11 protein-coding genes and 1 pseudogene are annotated in these 17,470 nt (G+C 51.2%); 5 read left to right on the top strand and 7 right to left on the bottom strand.

The genetic code is table 11. The annotated features are described in order from the left end of the window. Positions 1 to 83: 83 nt before the first annotated feature. Complete coding sequence (locus QZF50_RS17635; protein WP_001207638.1) at positions 84 to 356, top strand: DUF3811 domain-containing protein; 273 nt, start codon at positions 84 to 86, stop codon at positions 354 to 356. Here QZF50_RS17635 and rluF read toward each other — a convergent pair whose 3' ends face one another. Next, positions 357 to 1,229 carry a 23S rRNA pseudouridine(2604) synthase RluF gene (gene rluF / locus QZF50_RS17630; RefSeq protein ID WP_290377649.1) on the bottom strand — a complete coding sequence of 291 codons (873 nt, stop codon included), beginning with the start codon at positions 1,227 to 1,229 and terminating at the stop codon, positions 357 to 359. Positions 1,230 to 1,440: 211 nt separating this feature from the next. Between rluF and pepE the strand changes: the two genes are divergently transcribed. Then, positions 1,441 to 2,130, top strand: a complete 690-nt coding sequence (gene pepE, locus QZF50_RS17625; protein WP_000421763.1) for a dipeptidase PepE — start codon at positions 1,441 to 1,443, stop codon at positions 2,128 to 2,130. A gap of 90 nt (positions 2,131 to 2,220) precedes the next feature. Here the strand turns inward: pepE and QZF50_RS17620 are convergent, their stop codons facing one another. Both QZF50_RS17620 and metH read right to left on the bottom strand, forming a co-directional pair. Further along, on the bottom strand, positions 2,221 to 3,852 hold the full coding sequence (locus QZF50_RS17620; RefSeq protein ID WP_000956830.1) for a Na/Pi cotransporter family protein: 1,632 nt from the start codon (positions 3,850 to 3,852) through the stop codon (positions 2,221 to 2,223). Between the two features lie 219 nt (positions 3,853 to 4,071). Continuing rightward, the gene (gene metH / locus QZF50_RS17615; protein ID WP_000096055.1) at positions 4,072 to 7,755 is read right to left on the bottom strand and encodes a methionine synthase; all 3,684 of its coding nucleotides are present in this window, start codon (positions 7,753 to 7,755) and stop codon (positions 4,072 to 4,074) included. Positions 7,756 to 7,954: 199 nt separating this feature from the next. On the opposite strand from metH, the gene iclR reads away from it, so the two are divergent. Both iclR and QZF50_RS17605 read left to right on the top strand, forming a co-directional pair. Continuing rightward, a complete protein-coding gene (gene iclR, locus QZF50_RS17610) occupies positions 7,955 to 8,779 on the top strand; it encodes a glyoxylate bypass operon transcriptional repressor IclR (RefSeq protein WP_000226403.1) in 825 nt (274 codons plus the stop codon). Between the two features lie 316 nt (positions 8,780 to 9,095). Further along, positions 9,096 to 10,669, top strand: a pseudogene (locus QZF50_RS17605) (ShET2/EspL2 family type III secretion system effector toxin). Here the strand turns inward: QZF50_RS17605 and aceK are convergent. From aceK to metA, 4 genes are all read right to left on the bottom strand, one after another. Further along, positions 10,638 to 12,374 (bottom strand): bifunctional isocitrate dehydrogenase kinase/phosphatase, encoded by a 1,737-nt coding sequence (gene aceK / locus QZF50_RS17600; RefSeq protein ID WP_061892621.1) that lies wholly within the window; start codon positions 12,372 to 12,374, stop codon positions 10,638 to 10,640. The pseudogene QZF50_RS17605 and the gene aceK overlap by 32 nt on opposite strands. Before the next feature lie 182 nt (positions 12,375 to 12,556). Next, positions 12,557 to 13,861: an isocitrate lyase gene (gene aceA / locus QZF50_RS17595; protein WP_061892620.1), complete on the bottom strand. Its 1,305-nt coding sequence runs from the start codon at positions 13,859 to 13,861 to the stop codon at positions 12,557 to 12,559. A gap of 29 nt (positions 13,862 to 13,890) precedes the next feature. Beyond that, positions 13,891 to 15,492 (bottom strand): malate synthase A, encoded by a 1,602-nt coding sequence (aceB, locus tag QZF50_RS17590; RefSeq protein WP_000138880.1) that lies wholly within the window; start codon positions 15,490 to 15,492, stop codon positions 13,891 to 13,893. A 268-nt stretch (positions 15,493 to 15,760) separates the two neighbouring features. Then, positions 15,761 to 16,690 (bottom strand): homoserine O-succinyltransferase, encoded by a 930-nt coding sequence (gene metA / locus QZF50_RS17585; RefSeq protein ID WP_001122789.1) that lies wholly within the window; start codon positions 16,688 to 16,690, stop codon positions 15,761 to 15,763. 156 nt (positions 16,691 to 16,846) lie between these two features. Between metA and QZF50_RS17580 the strand changes: the two genes are divergently transcribed. Next, complete coding sequence (locus QZF50_RS17580; protein ID WP_000236960.1) at positions 16,847 to 17,290, top strand: acetyltransferase; 444 nt, start codon at positions 16,847 to 16,849, stop codon at positions 17,288 to 17,290. Positions 17,291 to 17,470 lie beyond the last annotated feature (180 nt).

The raw sequence follows: 17,470 nt of genomic DNA, 5'->3' as shown, positions 1-17,470 counted from the left end.
GAAGAGAACAAAGGAATATTATCAGTTCAGCTCGCAAACGAATTCCCGTACACTGAACTCTCTGGCTCACTGAGGGCACCATCATGGCACTCCCCCGTATTACCCAAAAAGAGATGACTGAACGCGAGCAGCGTGAACTTAAAACACTGCTGGATCGGGCGCGGATTGCGCATGGTCGCGTACTGACCAACTCCGAAACCAACAGCATTAAGAAAGAGTACATCGATAAATTAATGGTCGAGCGTGAGGCTGAAGCGAAAAAAGCCCGCCAGTTGAAGAAAAAGCAGGCTTATAAACCGGATCCTGAAGCGTCATTTAGCTGGTCAGCAAATACGTCGACGCGCGGCAGGCGCTGATTAGCGCCCCTTCTTTTTACGCCCCGGAGAGGTAAAACGCTTACCGTTGGACGCCGGGCAACCGCCTTTTTCCGCCGTTTTTTCCATCTTAACGACTGGACGTTTGATGCCCGCTGTTTTCGGTTTGGCCTTCACTTTAGGTTTTGCCTCGGAAGAGGAATTTTCGATGAGCTTAAAGAGGTCGATTAACTCATCATCAGTTAAATCGCGCCACTCACCCAGCGGAATGCCGCTTAAGCTGACGTTCATAATGCGCGTACGTTCCAGCTTTTTCACTTCATAGCCGAAATGCTCGCACATGCGCCGGATCTGACGGTTCAGCCCCTGCACCAGGGTAATGCGGAAGACAAACGGCGCTTCTTTTTTGACTTTGCACTTTTTCGTCACCGTCCCGAGGATCGGCACCCCCGCCCCCATACCACGAATAAATTCATCGGTAATCGGTTTATCGACCGTCACCAGATACTCTTTCTCATGATCGTTACCCGCACGGAGGATCTTATTCACCAGATCGCCGTGATTGGTGAGGAAAATCAGCCCCTGGGAGTCTTTATCCAGGCGGCCAATCGGGAACACGCGTTTGCTGTGGTTAACGAAATCGACAATGTTATCGCGCTCGCCATCTTCGGTGGTGCTGACAATACCGACGGGCTTGTTCAGGGCGATAAGTACCAAATCTTCGGCTTCCCGAGGCTCAATCAACTGACCGTTTACTTTCACAACGTCGCCGGGTTTCACCTGATCGCCAATGGTGGCTCGCTTGCCATTAAGGAACACATTGCCTTGCTCGATATAGCGATCCGCTTCGCGGCGTGAGCAAATTCCGCTTTCGCTGATGTATTTATTTAAACGGACTGATGAGTCGGGCAGCATAAATTCTCCTGTAAAAAACGGAATATACCGTACCTTTGGGTTGATAAAAAATAGTCATGAGCGAACTATTTGTTATTTCCATTGGCTTGAATTCGTTACCTGCTCAAATCACTTTCCAGAAGCAATGTGCGACATCGTGAGCCATGTCAGTAAGTGGTTAAATTCGCAGTGGTAGCATGCCTCCCGTGATTTCTTACTAACCGGAGAAGTAATGGAACTGCTTTTATTGAGTAACTCGACGCTGCCGGGTAAAGCCTGGCTGGAACATGCACTGCCGCTAATTGCTGAACAGTTGCAGGGTCGCCGCTCAGCGGTGTTTATCCCTTTCGCTGGCGTAACGCAGACCTGGGATGATTACACAGCGAAAACGGCTGCGGTTCTCGCTCCGCTGGGTGTTTCTGTCACCGGTATTCATAGCGTTGTCGATCCCGTTGCCGCGATTGAAAATGCTGAGATCGTGATTGTCGGCGGCGGGAATACTTTCCAGTTGCTGAAACAGTGCCGCGAGCGCGGGCTGCTGGCACCAATTACTGACGTGGTTAAACGTGGCGCTCTGTATATTGGCTGGAGCGCAGGCGCTAACCTTGCTTGCCCAACCATTCGTACCACCAACGATATGCCGATTGTCGATCCGCAAGGTTTCGATGCGCTAAATCTGTTCCCGTTGCAAATCAACCCGCACTTCACCAACGCGCTGCCGGAAGGCCATAAAGGTGAAACCCGTGAGCAGCGTATTCGCGAACTGCTGGTCGTCGCGCCAGAACTGACGATTATTGGTCTACCGGAAGGTAACTGGATCACAGTGAGTAAAGGTCACGCTACGCTGGGTGGCCCGAACACCACTTATGTGTTTAAGGCTGGTGAAGAAGCGGTGCCGCTAGAAGCTGGTCACCGTTTTTAAGTGAATTGCCGGATGCATGATCCGGCATCTTGTTCATAGTGCCTGATGCGACGCTTGACGCGTCTTATCAGGCCTACAGGATTCACAATATTAATACTCGTCCCGTCCTTCATCTTCATCCGGCTGTTCCAGCACACTGTAAGCCACCGAACAAAACAGCGAGTTCAGGCGCTGCATATCTCCCAGTAAGCCTAAATGTAGCGAACTGGTTTCAATGCTCTGCACGTTTTGCTGATGCAGGCGATCGACGTGGGCGTGGGAATAGCGGCGATTAAGAATGCGAAAGCGATGCTTACTACGGCGCAAACGACGAGCGCTGGTGACATCGCCAGAGAAGAACACCGACATTGCCAGCTTTAAATTACTGAGCAATTGCTCATAGAGCGCATCCAGTTCCTTCAACCCATCAAGCGAAAATGCCCGCCGTGCTGCCAGTGATTTGTCGGCAATTTCACTCCCCATGCGCTCGACGATATCGGAGGCCTGTTCAAGGTTGAGCGACATTTCGATGATCTCTGCCCAGCGGCGCGACTCTTCCTCCGCCAGCTCTTCTTTTGGCATCCGCGCCAGATACAGCTTAATGGCGGTATAGAGAACGTTGATATCATCTGCCAGCTTACGCAGCTCTTTCTCCTGCCGTGGCTCGCCGTGCATCACTTTATTCAGCCCTTCCATCATCTGTTCCATGGCGTCGCCAATGCGCAGGGTTTCGCGCGCGGCGTTCGCCAGAGCAAGCGTGGGCGTATCCAGCGCGCTGACATCCAGATGTTTAGGCCGTAGCTGGGTATCCAGTTCCGGTTCATCGCGAATAATCGTTTTGCAAAACCGTGCCATCGGGTCAACAAATGGCAGCATGACCAGGCAACGTACAAGGTTGTAGAAGACGTGGAAATAGATCACCAGTTCCGCTTTTGGCAATGACAACTTCCCCATTGTCTCTGCCAGCAAATGGACAAACGGCAGGATAATCAGGCTACCCACCAGCTTAAACAGCAAACTACCCAGCGCGACACGGCGGGCTGCGGCATTGGCGGCACTGTTGTTGAGCATCGCCAGCAGGCCGGAACCGAGGTTAGCACCAATCACCAGACAGAGCGCCACGGGGAAGGAGATAATGCCTGCGGCGGTCAGAGTCGCAGTCAGCAGTACAGCAGCAAGGCTGGAGTAGCTGATAATGGCGAACATCGCGCCAATCAGCGCATCCAGCAGAATATCGCCGGTCAGCGAGGCAAAGATCACCTGAACGCCGTTTGCCTGGGTGATCGGCGTTACGGCCTGCACAATCAACTCCAGCGCCAGCAAAATCAGCCCAAGACCAATACCGACGCGGCCCAGTTGCCCGGCGCGTGACTGTTTGCGTCCGAGGAAAAAAATCACGCCGATAAAAATAAGTAACGGTGACAGCCAGGATAAGTCGAAGGTGAGAATACGCGCCATTAGCGCCGTCCCGACATCTGCACCCAGCACAATCACCAGAGCCGGTGCGAGGGCTACCAGATCCTGAGCGACGAACGAGGTCACCAGCATGGTGGTGGCATTACTGCTCTGCACCAGTGCGGTAACGCCGATCCCCGCGCAAAAGGCGAGCGGCTTTTTTTCGACGCTCCGGCTAAGGACAGTACGCAAACGCGCGCCGAAGACGCGCATTACGCCGGTTCGAACAATATGAGTCCCCCAGACCAGCAGGGCGACGGCAGAAAGCAGGTGAAGCAGCGTTAACACGAGTTCAGGTTCTCCTTATCGTTATATGTGCCTGAAGCAATTGAATGACCAAAGGACCGGAAACACGCTGACTGGCATCTTTACTGTGCCTTTTGACATTCGTTTTTCCGGCTAAGATTATTCCAGCCTGTTTCCAGTATAAGTGTTTCATATTAATAAAGAGACAGGGCACTCATTGAGCGCCCTGTTTGTTGTAAGGAAAAGTGACAGATTTGTGAATCAGTCCGCGTCATACCCCAGATTCGGTGCCAGCCAGCGCTCAACTTCGGTAACGCTCATACCTTTACGGCGGGCATAATCTTCAACCTGATCGCGCTGAATTTGTGCTACAGCGTAGTACTTGCTGTCCGGGTGGCTGAAGTACCAACCCGAAACCGATGCACCGGGCCACATGGCGAAAGATTCTGTGAGTTTCATGCCAGTGTGTTTTTCCACTTCCAGCAGCTCCCAGATGGTGGCTTTTTCCGTATGTTCCGGGCAGGCCGGATAGCCCGGTGCCGGACGGATGCCCTGGTAGTTTTCGCGGATCAGTTCTTCGTTGCTGAGGTTCTCGTTCGGCGCATAGCCCCAGTAGACTTTACGCACACGCTCATGGAGATACTCCGCAAAGGCTTCCGCCAGACGGTCGGCAAGCGCTTTCACCATGATTTTGTTGTAATCATCGTGCTGCGCTTCAAAGGCATCAGCCAGTGCGTCCTCTTCCAGCCCGCCAGTCACGGCAAATGCGCCGATGTAATCTGCTTTACCAGAAAGCTTCGGCGCAACGAAGTCAGCGAGACAGTAGTTAGCGAATCCCGTTTTTTCGGTCTGTTGACGCAGATGGTGGCTGACGTTGATCACATGGGTGCGCGTTTCGTCACGGTAGATTTCAATGTCATCGCCCACACGGTTTGCCGGGAACAGGCCCACCACGCCACGCGGATTCAGCGTTTTCTCGGCGCTTAATTTATCCAGCATGTCGTTGGCGTCTTTAAACAGCCGCTGCGCCTCAACGCCCACCACTTCATCTTCCAGAATGCGCGGATACTTCCCGGCCAGCGACCAGGTCATAAAGAACGGTGTCCAGTCGATGTAATTACGCAGCGTTTCGATGCTGGCTTCAACTTCCTGCACGCCGAGACGGTGCGCCACCGGCGGCGTGTAAGCCTGCCAGTCAAAAGCGAAATCGTTATCGCGCGCCGCTTCCAGCGTGACCGGTGGTGTGCGCGGTTTCTTACGCCCGTGCTGAATACGTACGGTTTCGTACTCCTTGCGGGTACGAGCGACAAAATCATCACGCTGAGTATCGGAAAGCAGCGCCGCCACCACACCAACGGTGCGCGATGCGTTCTGTACATACACCGTCGGGCCGCTGTAGTTCTGCTCAATTTTCACCGCCGTGTGCGCTTTTGAGGTCGTCGCGCCGCCAATCAATAGCGGGATGGTGAAGCCCTGACGCTCCATCTCTTTCGCCACGTTAACCATCTCGTCCAGCGACGGCGTGATAAGCCCCGAAAGTCCAATCAGATCAGCATTCACTTCTTTAGCGGTACGGAGAATTTTTTCCGCAGGCACCATAACGCCGAGATCGACAATTTCGTAGTTGTTACATTGCAGCACCACACCAACGATATTTTTACCGATGTCGTGGACGTCGCCCTTCACGGTGGCGATCACCATCTTGCCGTTGGTTTTGCCCTGCTCTTTGCTGGCTTCAATAAACGGTTCGAGATACGCCACCGCCTGTTTCATGACGCGCGCCGATTTGACCACCTGTGGCAGGAACATTTTCCCTTCGCCAAACAGATCGCCGACCACGTTCATGCCGTCCATCAACGGGCCTTCAATCACTTCAATCGGGCGCGTAGCCTGCTGGCGGGCTTCTTCGGTATCCTGCTCGATAAACTCGGTAATGCCTTTAACCAGCGAGTATTCCAGACGTTTATTCACTTCCCACGAGCGCCACTCCGCCTGCTGGGCGTTAGCGGTGTCGTCGGTTTTGCTGCCGCGATATTTCTCGGCAAGCTCCAGTAAACGCTCAGTGCCATCGTCGCGACGGTTAAGAATCACATCTTCCACCGCGTCGCGCAGTTCAGCGGGCAGGTCGTCGTAAATCGCCAGTTGCCCGGCGTTGACGATCCCCATATCCATGCCATTGCGAATAGCGTAGTAGAGGAACACCGCGTGAATGGCTTCGCGCACCGGATCGTTGCCACGGAATGAGAAAGAAACGTTAGATACACCGCCGGAAATCAGCGCGTGCGGCAGTTCGCGTTTGATATCTTCACACGCGCCGATAAAGTCCTGCGCGTAGTTGTTGTGCTCTTCAATGCCGGTTGCGACCGCGAAGATGTTCGGGTCGAAGATGATATCTTCTGGCGGGAAGCCAACCTCTTCGGTGAGGATTTTGTACGCCCGACGGCAAATCTCGATTTTCCGTGCGCGGGTATCGGCCTGTCCCTGTTCGTCAAAGGCCATTACCACCACTGCCGCACCGTAACGACGCAAGAGCTTCGCGTGATGGATAAAGGCGTCGACGCCCTCTTTCATCGAGATAGAGTTAACAATGCCTTTGCCCTGGATACACTTCAGACCTTTTTCAATGACATCCCATTTTGAGGAGTCGATCATAATCGGCACGCGAGCGATATCCGGTTCACCGGCAATCAGATTGAGAAAACGCACCATCGCCGCTTCGGCGTCGAGCATCCCTTCATCCATGTTGATATCGATAATCTGCGCACCGTTTTCCACCTGCTGGCGGGCCACATCCAGTGCCTCGCTGTATTTCTCTTCTTTGATCAGGCGCTTGAACTTAGCGGAACCGGTGACGTTGGTGCGTTCACCCACGTTCACAAACAGGCTATCTTCGCCAATGTTCAGCGGCTCCAGGCCGGACAAACGGCAGGCTACGGGGATTTCCGGCAGTTTGCGCGGCGCTAATCCTTCTACTGCACGACTCATCGCTGCAATATGTTGTGGCGTGGTGCCACAGCAGCCGCCGACGATATTGAGAAAACCCGCTTGCGCCCATTCACGTATCTGTTTTGCCATCGTGTCGGCGTCGAGATCGTACTCACCAAAGGCGTTGGGTAGCCCGGCGTTCGGGTGCGCGGTGACGTAGCATTCCGCAATCCGTGACAGCTCCTGCACGTACTGGCGCAGTTCATCGGGCCCCAGCGCACAGTTCAGGCCAAAGGTCAGAGCTTCGGCGTGGCGCAATGAGTTGTAAAATGCTTCGGTGGTCTGCCCGGAGAGCGTGCGCCCGGAGGCGTCGGTGATGGTGCCGGAGATCATAATCGGCAGCTCAACGCCCAGCGCTTCAAACTCCGTTTTCACCGCAAAAACCGCCGCTTTGGCGTTAAGGGTGTCGAAAACGGTTTCAATCAGGATCAGATCCGCGCCACCTTCCACCAGCGCTTTGGTGGATTCGCGATAGGCCGCCACCAGCTGGTCAAAAGTGATGTTGCGGAATGCCGGATCGTTGACGTCCGGAGAAATAGACGCCGTGCGGTTGGTTGGGCCGAGAACACCGGCAACGTAGCGCGGTTTCTCCGGCGTGCGCGCGGTCCACTCGTCAGCACAGGCGCGCGCCAGTTTCGCCGCCGCAAAGTTGATTTCCGCCGACAGGGATTCCATCTGGTAATCCGCCATCGCAATGGTCGTGGAGTTGAAGGTGTTGGTTTCGATGATATCCGCGCCCGCTTCAAAGTAGGCGTTGTGGATAGCGGCGATCACTTCCGGTTTGCTGAGCACCAGCAGGTCGTTGTTGCCTTTGAGATCGCATGGCCAGTCGGCAAAGCGTTCACCACGAAAATCGGCTTCGTTCAGTCGATAGCTCTGGATCATGGTGCCCATACCGCCGTCCAGCACCAGAATACGTTCATTTAACTGCGCACGCAGTTGTTCCACTTTGCTGCTCACACTTGCTCCCGACACGCTCAACCCAGATTTAATAAAAATTCAACAAACCATACTGGCATAAACGCATCTGTGGTAAAAGCGACCACCACGCAACATGAGATTTGTTCAACATTAACTCATCGGATCAGTTCAGCAACTATTGCATTAGCTAACAATAAAAATGAAAATGATTTCCACGATACAGAAAAAGGAGGCTGTCATGGTCGCACCCATTCCCGCGAAACGCGGCAGAAAACCCGCCGTTGCCACCGCACCAGCGACTGGACAGGTTCAGTCTTTAACGCGTGGCCTGAAATTACTGGAGTGGATTGCCGAATCCAATGGCAGTGTGGCACTCACAGAGCTGGCGCAACAAGCCGGGTTACCCAATTCCACGACCCACCGCCTGCTAACCACGATGCAACAGCAGGGTTTCGTGCGTCAGGTCGGCGAACTGGGACATTGGGCAATCGGCGCACATGCCTTTATGGTCGGCAGCAGCTTTCTCCAGAGCCGTAATTTGTTAGCGATTGTTCACCCTATCCTGCGCAATTTAATGGAAGAGTCTGGCGAAACGGTCAATATGGCGGTGCTTGATCAAAGCGATCACGAAGCGATTATTATCGACCAGGTACAGTGTACGCATCTGATGCGAATGTCCGCGCCTATCGGCGGTAAATTGCCGATGCACGCTTCCGGTGCGGGTAAAGCCTTTTTAGCCCAACTGAGCGAAGAACAGGTGACGAAGCTGCTGCACCGCAAAGGGTTACATGCCTATACCCACGCAACGCTGGTGTCTCCTGTGCATTTAAAAGAAGATCTCGCCCAAACGCGCAAACGGGGTTATTCATTTGACGATGAGGAACATGCACTGGGGCTACGTTGCCTTGCAGCGTGTATTTTCGATGAGCACCGCGAACCGTTTGCCGCAATTTCAATTTCCGGACCGATTTCACGTATTACCGATGACCGCGTGACCGAGTTTGGCGCGATGGTGATTAAAGCGGCGAAGGAAGTGACGCTGGCGTACGGTGGAATGCGCTGACTTTTTCTGGCGGGCAGAGGCAATATTCTGCCCATCATACCTGAGTGGCAATAGAATAAGGGTGTCTGTTAATCGCATTGACGCCAAAATAACTTAATGTCATACACTTCACACACTTTTATTAACTCAGCATTATTTTTAAACATCAAACTACTTAATCATTAACAAAATCGCAAGATCTCATTCCACCGAAACTTTTACGGCTGCATTATGAGATTGAGCGATTTATGATATTTCTTTAGTTGTAATCATATTAAATTTTTTCACTGTTCTGATAGTTAAAATTCAAGACATCAATAAACAATGAGATATTTAAATGATTACTCGTATTCCTCGCAGTTCTTTCTCTGTAAATATTAATAATACAGCCCAGACAAATGAACACCAAAACCTGAGTGAATTGTTTTATAAAGAACTCGAGGATAAATTTTCTGGCAAGGAGCTGGCGACACCTCTATTAAAAAGCTTCTCAGAGAACTGTAGACAAAATGGTCGTCATATCTTTAGCAACAAGGATTTTGTCATTAAATTTTCCACGTCCGTCTTACAAGCTGATAAGAAAGAAATTACGATAATTAATAAAAACGAAAACACGACACTCACTCAAACCATTGCTCCAATATTTGAAGAATACCTAATGGAAATTTTACCTCAACGCTCAGACACTCTTGATAAACAAGAATTAAACCTAAAATCAGATAGAAAAGAAAAAGAATTCCCAAGAATTAAACTTAATGGTCAATGTTATTTTCCGGGGCGACCCCAAAACCGTATAGTATGCCGACACATTGCTGCACAATATATTAATGATATTTATCAGAATGTTGATTACAAACCCCATCAAGATGATTATTCTTCAGCTGAAAAATTTCTCACTCACTTCAACAAAAAATGCAAAAACCAGACTTTGGCGTTGATTTCCAGCCGTCCTGAGGGGCGTTGCGTTGCTGCCTGCGGTGATTTCGGGCTAGTTATGAAAGCATATTTTGACAAGATGGAATCAAATGGCATCAGTGTTATGGCAGCCATATTACTGGTGGATAACCATGCTTTGACGGCCCGACTAAGAATAAAGAACACAACTGAAGGATGTACCCATTACGTGGTTTCGGTTTATGATCCAAATGTAACTAACGATAAAATAAGAATCATTAGCGAAAGTAAAGAGGATATTAAACACTATTCTCTGATGGATTTTATGAATGTAGATTATAGCCTCCTGAAATGGTCAAATGATCATGTTATTAACCAATCTGTTGCAATAATTCCAGCACTTCCGAAAGAACAGCTATTGATGTTAAAAGAATCTGTGGATGAAATAACCCCTCCATTATCACCTGCAACGATGAATTTGCTAATGGCAATTGGTCAGAATCACCAACTTACGCAACTGATGATTCAGCTCCAGAAAATGCCAGAACTACATAGAACAGAAATGTTGACTGCCTATAATAGTGGACATATGAACGTTATTAATACTATTTTTAACGCATTACCCACTCTTTTTAATACGTTTAAATTCGATAAAAAAATATGAAGCCCCTCCTCCTGGCAAATAATTCTAATGAATATCCCGGTTTGTTTTCAGCGATACAGCATAAACAACAAAACGTTGTAGAGACGGTTTATCTTGCTTTATCTGACCATGCACGCCTGTTTGGATTTACCGCTGAAGATATTATGGATTTTTGGCAACACAAAGCGCCACAAAAATACTCTGCCTTTGAGTTGGCTTTTGAATTTGGTCACCGGGTTATTGCTGAATTAATCCTTAATACATTAAATAAGATGGCTGAAAGCTTTGGCTTTACGGATAACCCTCGATACATTGCGGAGAAAAATTATATGGAAGCTTTACTCAAAAAAGCATCTCCCCATACCGTACGCTAAATCTTTGCCTGCGCCGATACGCATAAACATCTTCCACATGCCCTTCACGTATGCGGTTTTGTAGTGCGCGCCAGTAATCAGCGCGGAACAGGTCGGCGTGCATCTCTTCAAACAGCGGACCAATACGCGGGTCGGCGCATAGCCAGTGGCGAAACTCTTCCGGGAAAACATCGCCCGGCGAGACGCTGTACCACGGTTCGCTGGCAAGTTCGTCTTCCGGATAGCGCGGCGGCGGGATGTCGCGGAAATTCACTTCCGTCATGTAGCAAATTTCATCGTAATCATAAAAAACCACACGCCCGTGACGGGTGACACCGAAGTTTTTAAACAGCATGTCGCCAGGAAAAATGTTAGCAGCGGCAAGCTGGCGAATAGCGTTACCGTATTCTTTAATGGCGTCGCGCAACTGCTGACCTTCCACTTGTTCCAGCCAGATATTGAGCGGCACCATCCGCCGCTCGATATAGAGATGGCGAATTACAATCTGCTCACCAAGATCGGTGATTTTTTCCGCTGCTTCCTGGAGCAGTAATTCCATTAATGCCGGGGAAATATGCCGCTTCTCCAGCACAAAGTTTTCAAACTCCTGGGTGTCCGCCATTCGGCCCACACGGTCGTGCTCTTTCACCAGTTGATAGCAGGCACGAACGTGAGCGGCAGACATCTCTTTCTGCGGCGCGAACTTGTCTTTGATGACTTTGAATACCCGATCAAAGCCCGGCAGCGTAAATACCAACATCACCATTCCACGAATACCCGGCGCTTCAATGAACTGCTCATTACAGCCCTGTAGATAAACGAGATATTCGCGGTAGCTTTCGGTTTTGGCGTGCTTCTGGCAGCCGATAGCCATATACAATTCAGCAGTGGTTTTACCTGGCAGAATTTCCCGTAGCCACTCGACCAGCGCTGCGGGCAGCGGTGCATAAACCATAAAATAAGAACGCGCAAAGCCAAAAACAATGCTCGCTTCGGCGGTCGTCGTCAGGCAGGTATCAATAAATAACTCGCCGTCGTCCGTCTGGTGGATCGGCAGTAAGAAGGGCAACGTGCCGGAAGGCGTGATCAGTTTGCCCACCAGCCAGGCGGCTTTATTGCGGTAAAACAGTTCGTTCGCCACCTGTAAATGACTTTCCGCGAGGTTGTCTGTCCCCAGCGTTTCCGTCAGATGGCGAATGATGTAATGAATGTCACGGCTTTTATTCTGCCAGCGCAGGCGCAGCGGCAGGTCGCTGATAACGCGCATCAGTAGAGATTCCCAGCCGTGATCGGGGTGAAAGTCTTTCGCCAGCGGGCGGGGAATGGTACGAAAGCGGCGCTCTGGCTGAGAGCTAAAGATAAAAAGCCGCTCGGGAGTAAGCGAGCGGTGGTCAAATAACCGACAGTACACGGAGTTAAAAAAGCTCTCCGCAATCTCGAAGCGCGGGTAATCCGGCAACAGCCGCGTGTAATGCTCTTTAACGCGCAGTAAAAATGCCGCGTCCGTACTTTGGCCGTTAGTAATGCAGCGCAGTTGCTCCACGACCAGACCAACGTGATGATCGTAAAGATGGATACGGTTTTTCATCGCCTGCTGGACAGCATGCCAGTCGGCCTGTTCGAAACGCTGCTGCGCCCCGGAAGTCACTTCGAGGAATCGACCATACTGAGCGTCGAAGCCTTGCAAAATGGTTTGAGCAATCAGTAATTCCAGGCCACGCGGCATTTAGCGCCCTCATCAGGAGCAGAGAATTGCCGGATGCGGCGTAAACGCCTTATCCAGCCTACGTTCGGCAACGGTTGTAGGCATGATAAGACGCGCAAGCGTCGCATCAGGCATCGTGCACCGATTGCCGGATGCGGCGTGAACGCCTTATCCGGCCTACAGTCAGCAACGGTTGTTGTTGCTTAGAACTGCGATTCTTCAGTGGAGCCGGTCAGCGCGGTGACTGAAGACGTGCCGCCCTGAATAATAGTCGTCACTTTATCGAAGTAACCTGTACCCACTTCCTGCTGGTGAGATACGAAGGTATAGCCATCTTTCGCGGCGGCAAATTCCGGCTGCTGCACTTTCTCAACGTAGTGCTTCATACCCTCGCCCTGGGCATAGGCGTTTGCCAGGTCAAACATGTTGAACCACATGCTGTGGATACCTGCCAGGGTGATGAACTGGAACTTGTAGCCCATATCCGACAGCTGCTGCTGGAAGCTGGCAATAGTTTTGTCGTCGAGGTTTTTCTGCCAGTTGAACGACGGCGAGCAGTTATAAGCCAGCAGTTTGCCCGGATATTTCGCGTGGATAGCTTGTGCAAAGTGACGCGCCAGTTCCAGATCCGGCGTGGAGGTTTCACACCAGACCAGGTCAGCATATGGCGCATACGCCAGGCCACGGCTGATCGCTTGCTCAATGCCCGCATGAGTACGGAAGAAGCCTTCACTGGTACGCTCGCCAGTAATAAATTCACTGTCATACGGGTCGCAATCGGAGGTAATCAGATCCGCCGCATCGGCATCGGTACGAGCAACCAGCAGGGTTGGAACGCCCGTCACGTCAGCTGCAAGACGCGCCGCGACCAGTTTCTGAATAGCTTCCTGAGTTGGCACCAAAACTTTGCCGCCCATGTGACCGCATTTCTTCACTGACGCCAGCTGATCTTCGAAGTGAACTGCCGCTGCACCGGCTTCAATCATCGCTTTCATCAGTTCAAAGGCATTCAGGACACCGCCAAAACCGGCTTCCGCATCGGCAACGATCGGCAGGAAGTAATCGACATAGCGCGGATCGCCCGGCTCAATGCCTGCGGACCATTGGATCTGATCGGCACGACGGAAGGTGTTGTTGATCCGCTCCACCACAGCTGGCACCGAGTTTGCCGGATAGAGCGACTGATCCGGATACATGCTGGCCGCCAGGTTAGCGTCCGCCGCTACCTGCCATCCCGACAGATAGACTGCTTCAATACCCGCTTTCGCCTGTTGCAGCGCCTGACCGCCAGTCAGTGCACCGAGGCTGTTGATGTAGCCTTTTTTCGACTCGCCATGCAGCAGACGCCACATTTTCGCCGCGCCCAGTTGCGCCAGGGTGCATTCAGGATTGACTGAACCGCGTAATTTCACCACATCTTCCGCGCTGTATGGGCGAGTAATGCCTTCCCAACGCGGTTGAGTCCACTCTTTCTGTAATTCTTCAATTTGTTGTGTACGGGTTTTCATGTGCAGATGCTCCATAGTTATGTGGTGGTTTACGCTAACAGGCGGTAGCCTGGCAGGGTCAGGAAATCAATTAACTCATCGGAAGTGGTGATCTGTTCCATCAAGCGTGCGGCATCGTCAAAACGCCCCTGGGAGAAACGTTCTTCGCCCAGTTCGCTGGCAATGACTTTCATCTCTTCACCCAGCATCTGGCGGAACAAGGCTTTGGTCACCGGTTTGCCATTGCTCAACGTTTTTTGATGATGGATCCACTGCCAGATTGAGGTACGGGAAATTTCAGCCGTCGCCGCATCTTCCATCAGGCCATAAATCGGCACGCAGCCGTTGCCGGAGATCCATGCTTCGATGTACTGCACTGCCACGCGAATGTTGGCGCGCATACCTTCTTCGGTGCGTTCACCATCACAAGGTGCCAGCAGCTGATCGGCAGTAATCGGCACGTCTTGTTCGCGCATCACTTCAAGCTGATTTTTACGGGAGCCGAGAATGTCGTTGAATACCGCCATTGCCGTATCCGCAAGGCCTGGGTGAGCAATCCATGTGCCATCGTGACCGTTATTGGCTTCCAGCGCTTTATCCGCTTTTACTTTGTTGAGCACCTGGTTATTGCGCTCTTCATCTTTGCTCGGAATAAACGCTGCCATGCCGCCCATCGCAAAAGCACCGCGTTTATGGCAGGTTTTAATCAACAGGCGTGAGTAAGCATTCAGGAATGGTTTATCCATCGTCACTGCCTGTCTGTCTGGCAGGACGCGATCGGGATAGTTTTTCAACGTTTTGATATAGCTGAAGATGTAATCCCAACGACCGCAGTTCAGACCAACAATATGGTCACGCAGCGCGTGAAGGATTTCATCCATCTGGAACACGGCGGGCAGCGTTTCAATCAGCAACGTCGCCTTGATGGTGCCGCGCGGCAGATTAAAGCGATCTTCTGCATAGCTGAAGACTTCGCTCCACCAGGCCGCTTCCTGCCAGGACTGGGTTTTCGGCAGATAGAAATAGGGACCGCTGCCCTTTGCCAACAGTGCCTGATAGTTGTGGAAGAAATAGAGCGCAAAATCAAACAGGCTACCGGGGATTGCCTCACCACGCCAGGTGACATGTTTTTCCGGCAAGTGCAGACCGCGTACCCGACAAATCAAAACCGCTGGATTGGGCTTGAGCTGATAAATTTTGCCTGCTTCATTGGTATAGCTGATGGTGCCGTTAACCGCATCGCGCAGGTTAATTTGCCCGTCGATCACTTTGTTCCAGTCTGGTGCCAGTGAATCTTCGAAATCGGCCATAAAGACTTTCACATTGGCGTTCAGTGCGTTGATCACCATCTTGCGCTCAACCGGGCCAGTTATCTCGACTCGACGATCTTGTAAGTCCGCGGGAATACCACGAATTTTCCAGTCCGTATCGCGAATGGAAGCTGTTTCCGAAATAAAATCAGGCAAAGTTCCGTTATCAATATCTTGCTGCTGCTGAATGCGCGCTGCCAGAAGTTTATTGCGTTGTGGCGTAAAATGCGTCACCAGCTCAGTCAGAAATTCTACCGCTTCGGCAGTAAGAATTTGCTTCTCCTGCTCGCCATACGGCCTTATGAAAGCCAGTTCATCGGTTGTTGTTGCCTGTTCAGTCATCGTGCAGCTCCTCGTCATGGATCCGAAAACTTCCCCACTGTGAACGAAGGATCGTTGTGCGCTTTTCGTTCAGCACAACTAAGACTACTCATTTAAAATGCAAAATCAAAAACAATTTCCATTTTAATTAAAAATACTTGATAACTTATTGATAACAATATGAATAAAATTTATTCACCTCCTGAGGTGCGTTTCGGAAATAAAAAAGGCACCCGAAGGTGCCTGAGTTAAGGTGCTGAATCGCTTAACGATCGACTATCACAGAAGATTAATCCAGCGTTGGATTCATGTGCCGTAGATCGTATGGCGTGATCTGATAGACGTAATAGTTGAGCCAGTTGGTAAACAGCAAATTACCGTGACTACGCCAGCTCGCTCGTGGTGTATTTTGCGGATCATTGTGCGGGAAATAGTTATACGGTACTTCCGGGCCTAGTCCGGCTTCCACATCGCGGAAATATTCCTGCGCCAGCGTTTGCGCATCATATTCGGGATGGCCCGTCACAAAGGCAATGCGCTTATCTTTGCTGGCAAACAGATATGCATCCCCTTCTTCCGTCTCTGCCAGAATTTCCAGATCGGTGTAATCACGAATCAACGCTGCCGGAAAGTCAGCATAGCGCGAATGTGGTGCCAGGAATGAATCATCAAAGCCACGCGTCAGAAGCGCATGAGGATGGAGAATATGATGCTCGTAAACGCCAGAGAGTTTGTCGGTGCGAGTTTGCTTAGGAATGCCGTAGAGGATATTGAGCGCGGCCTGTACCGCCCAGCAGACAAACAGCGTCGAGGTGACGTGATCTTTCGACCACTCCAGCACCTGTTTGATCTGCGGCCAGTAAGCGACATCATTAAACTCCACCAGGCCCAGCGGCGCACCGGTTACAATCAGACCGTCAAAGTTCTGTTCCTGAATATCTTCAAAGTTACAGTAGAAGTTGTTCAGATGCTCTGCGGGCGTGTTGCGCGATTCACGGGAATCGATGCGCAACAGCTGAATATCGACCTGCAAAGGTGAGTTTGAAAGCAGGCGCAGAAACTGATTTTCAGTTTCAATCTTCTTCGGCATCAGGTTAAGGATCAGAACCTTAAGTGGACGAATTTCCTGACCAGACGCACGAGAAGTTGTCATCACAAAGACGTTTTCTTCACGCAAGAAATTGACGGCGGGTAGCTCGTCCGGCACACGAATAGGCATAACCTGATTACCTCACTACATACGCTTATACGTTTAGACATCCAGATAGCTGAAGATAACCAGAAAATTTGCCAATGTCGAGCCTGCATGTTGAAGGTGAGAAAGTTTCAAGGAAAAGGCTACGTTAGAATATAAGAATGACGAAAAGGAGAGAAAATGGTTATTAGTATTCGCCGCTCACAGCATGAGGAAGGGGAGGAACTCGTTGCGATTTGGTGTCGATCTGTCGATGCCACTCACGATTTTTTATCAGCAGAGTATCGGGCCGAGCTGGAAGAGCTGGTTCGTTCCTTTCTGCCGGAAGCACCGTTGTGGGTCGCGGTTAATGAACGGGATCAGCCGGTTGGGTTTATGTTGTTAAGTGGGCAGCATATGGATGCGCTGTTTATCGATCCTGATGTGCGCGGCTGCGGCGTGGGTCGGATGCTGGTGGAGCATGCGCTCTCGATGGCACCGGAACTGACAACCAACGTTAATGAGCAAAATGAGCAGGCGGTTGGGTTCTATAAGAAGGTGGGTTTTAAGGTTACGGGACGCTCTGAGGTGGACGATTTGGGGAAACCGTATCCGTTGCTGAATCTGGCGTATGTGGGGGAATAAGCCGCCCCTGCCGTGCCTGCCCAGGCTGGAGAAGACGCGCCAGCGTCGCATCCGACCTTTTTCTGCACCAGCGCAAAAAGGCCCAGTCTTCCGACTGGGCCTTCTGCTTAATTTGATGCCTGGCAGTTCCCTACTCTCGCATGGGGAGACCCCACACTACCATCGGCGCTACGGCGTTTC

The organism is uncultured Escherichia sp., assembly GCF_948475835.1.
Lineage (GTDB): Bacteria > Pseudomonadota > Gammaproteobacteria > Enterobacterales > Enterobacteriaceae > ECMA0423.
This window is presented reverse-complemented; position numbering and strand designations above follow the sequence as displayed.

Coding starts and splice junctions, on each gene's coding strand:
- QZF50_RS17635 (WP_001207638.1), top strand. CDS start 84: ATGGCACTCCCCCGTATTACCCAAAAAGAGATGACTGAACGCGAGCAG.
- pepE (WP_000421763.1), top strand. CDS start 1,441: ATGGAACTGCTTTTATTGAGTAACTCGACGCTGCCGGGTAAAGCCTGG.
- iclR (WP_000226403.1), top strand. CDS start 7,955: ATGGTCGCACCCATTCCCGCGAAACGCGGCAGAAAACCCGCCGTTGCC.
- aceK (WP_061892621.1), bottom strand. CDS start 12,374: ATGCCGCGTGGCCTGGAATTACTGATTGCTCAAACCATTTTGCAAGGC.
- rluF (WP_290377649.1), bottom strand. CDS start 1,229: ATGCTGCCCGACTCATCAGTCCGTTTAAATAAATACATCAGCGAAAGC.
- aceA (WP_061892620.1), bottom strand. CDS start 13,861: ATGAAAACCCGTACACAACAAATTGAAGAATTACAGAAAGAGTGGACT.
- metA (WP_001122789.1), bottom strand. CDS start 16,690: ATGCCTATTCGTGTGCCGGACGAGCTACCCGCCGTCAATTTCTTGCGT.
- aceB (WP_000138880.1), bottom strand. CDS start 15,492: ATGACTGAACAGGCAACAACAACCGATGAACTGGCTTTCATAAGGCCG.
- QZF50_RS17580 (WP_000236960.1), top strand. CDS start 16,847: ATGGTTATTAGTATTCGCCGCTCACAGCATGAGGAAGGGGAGGAACTC.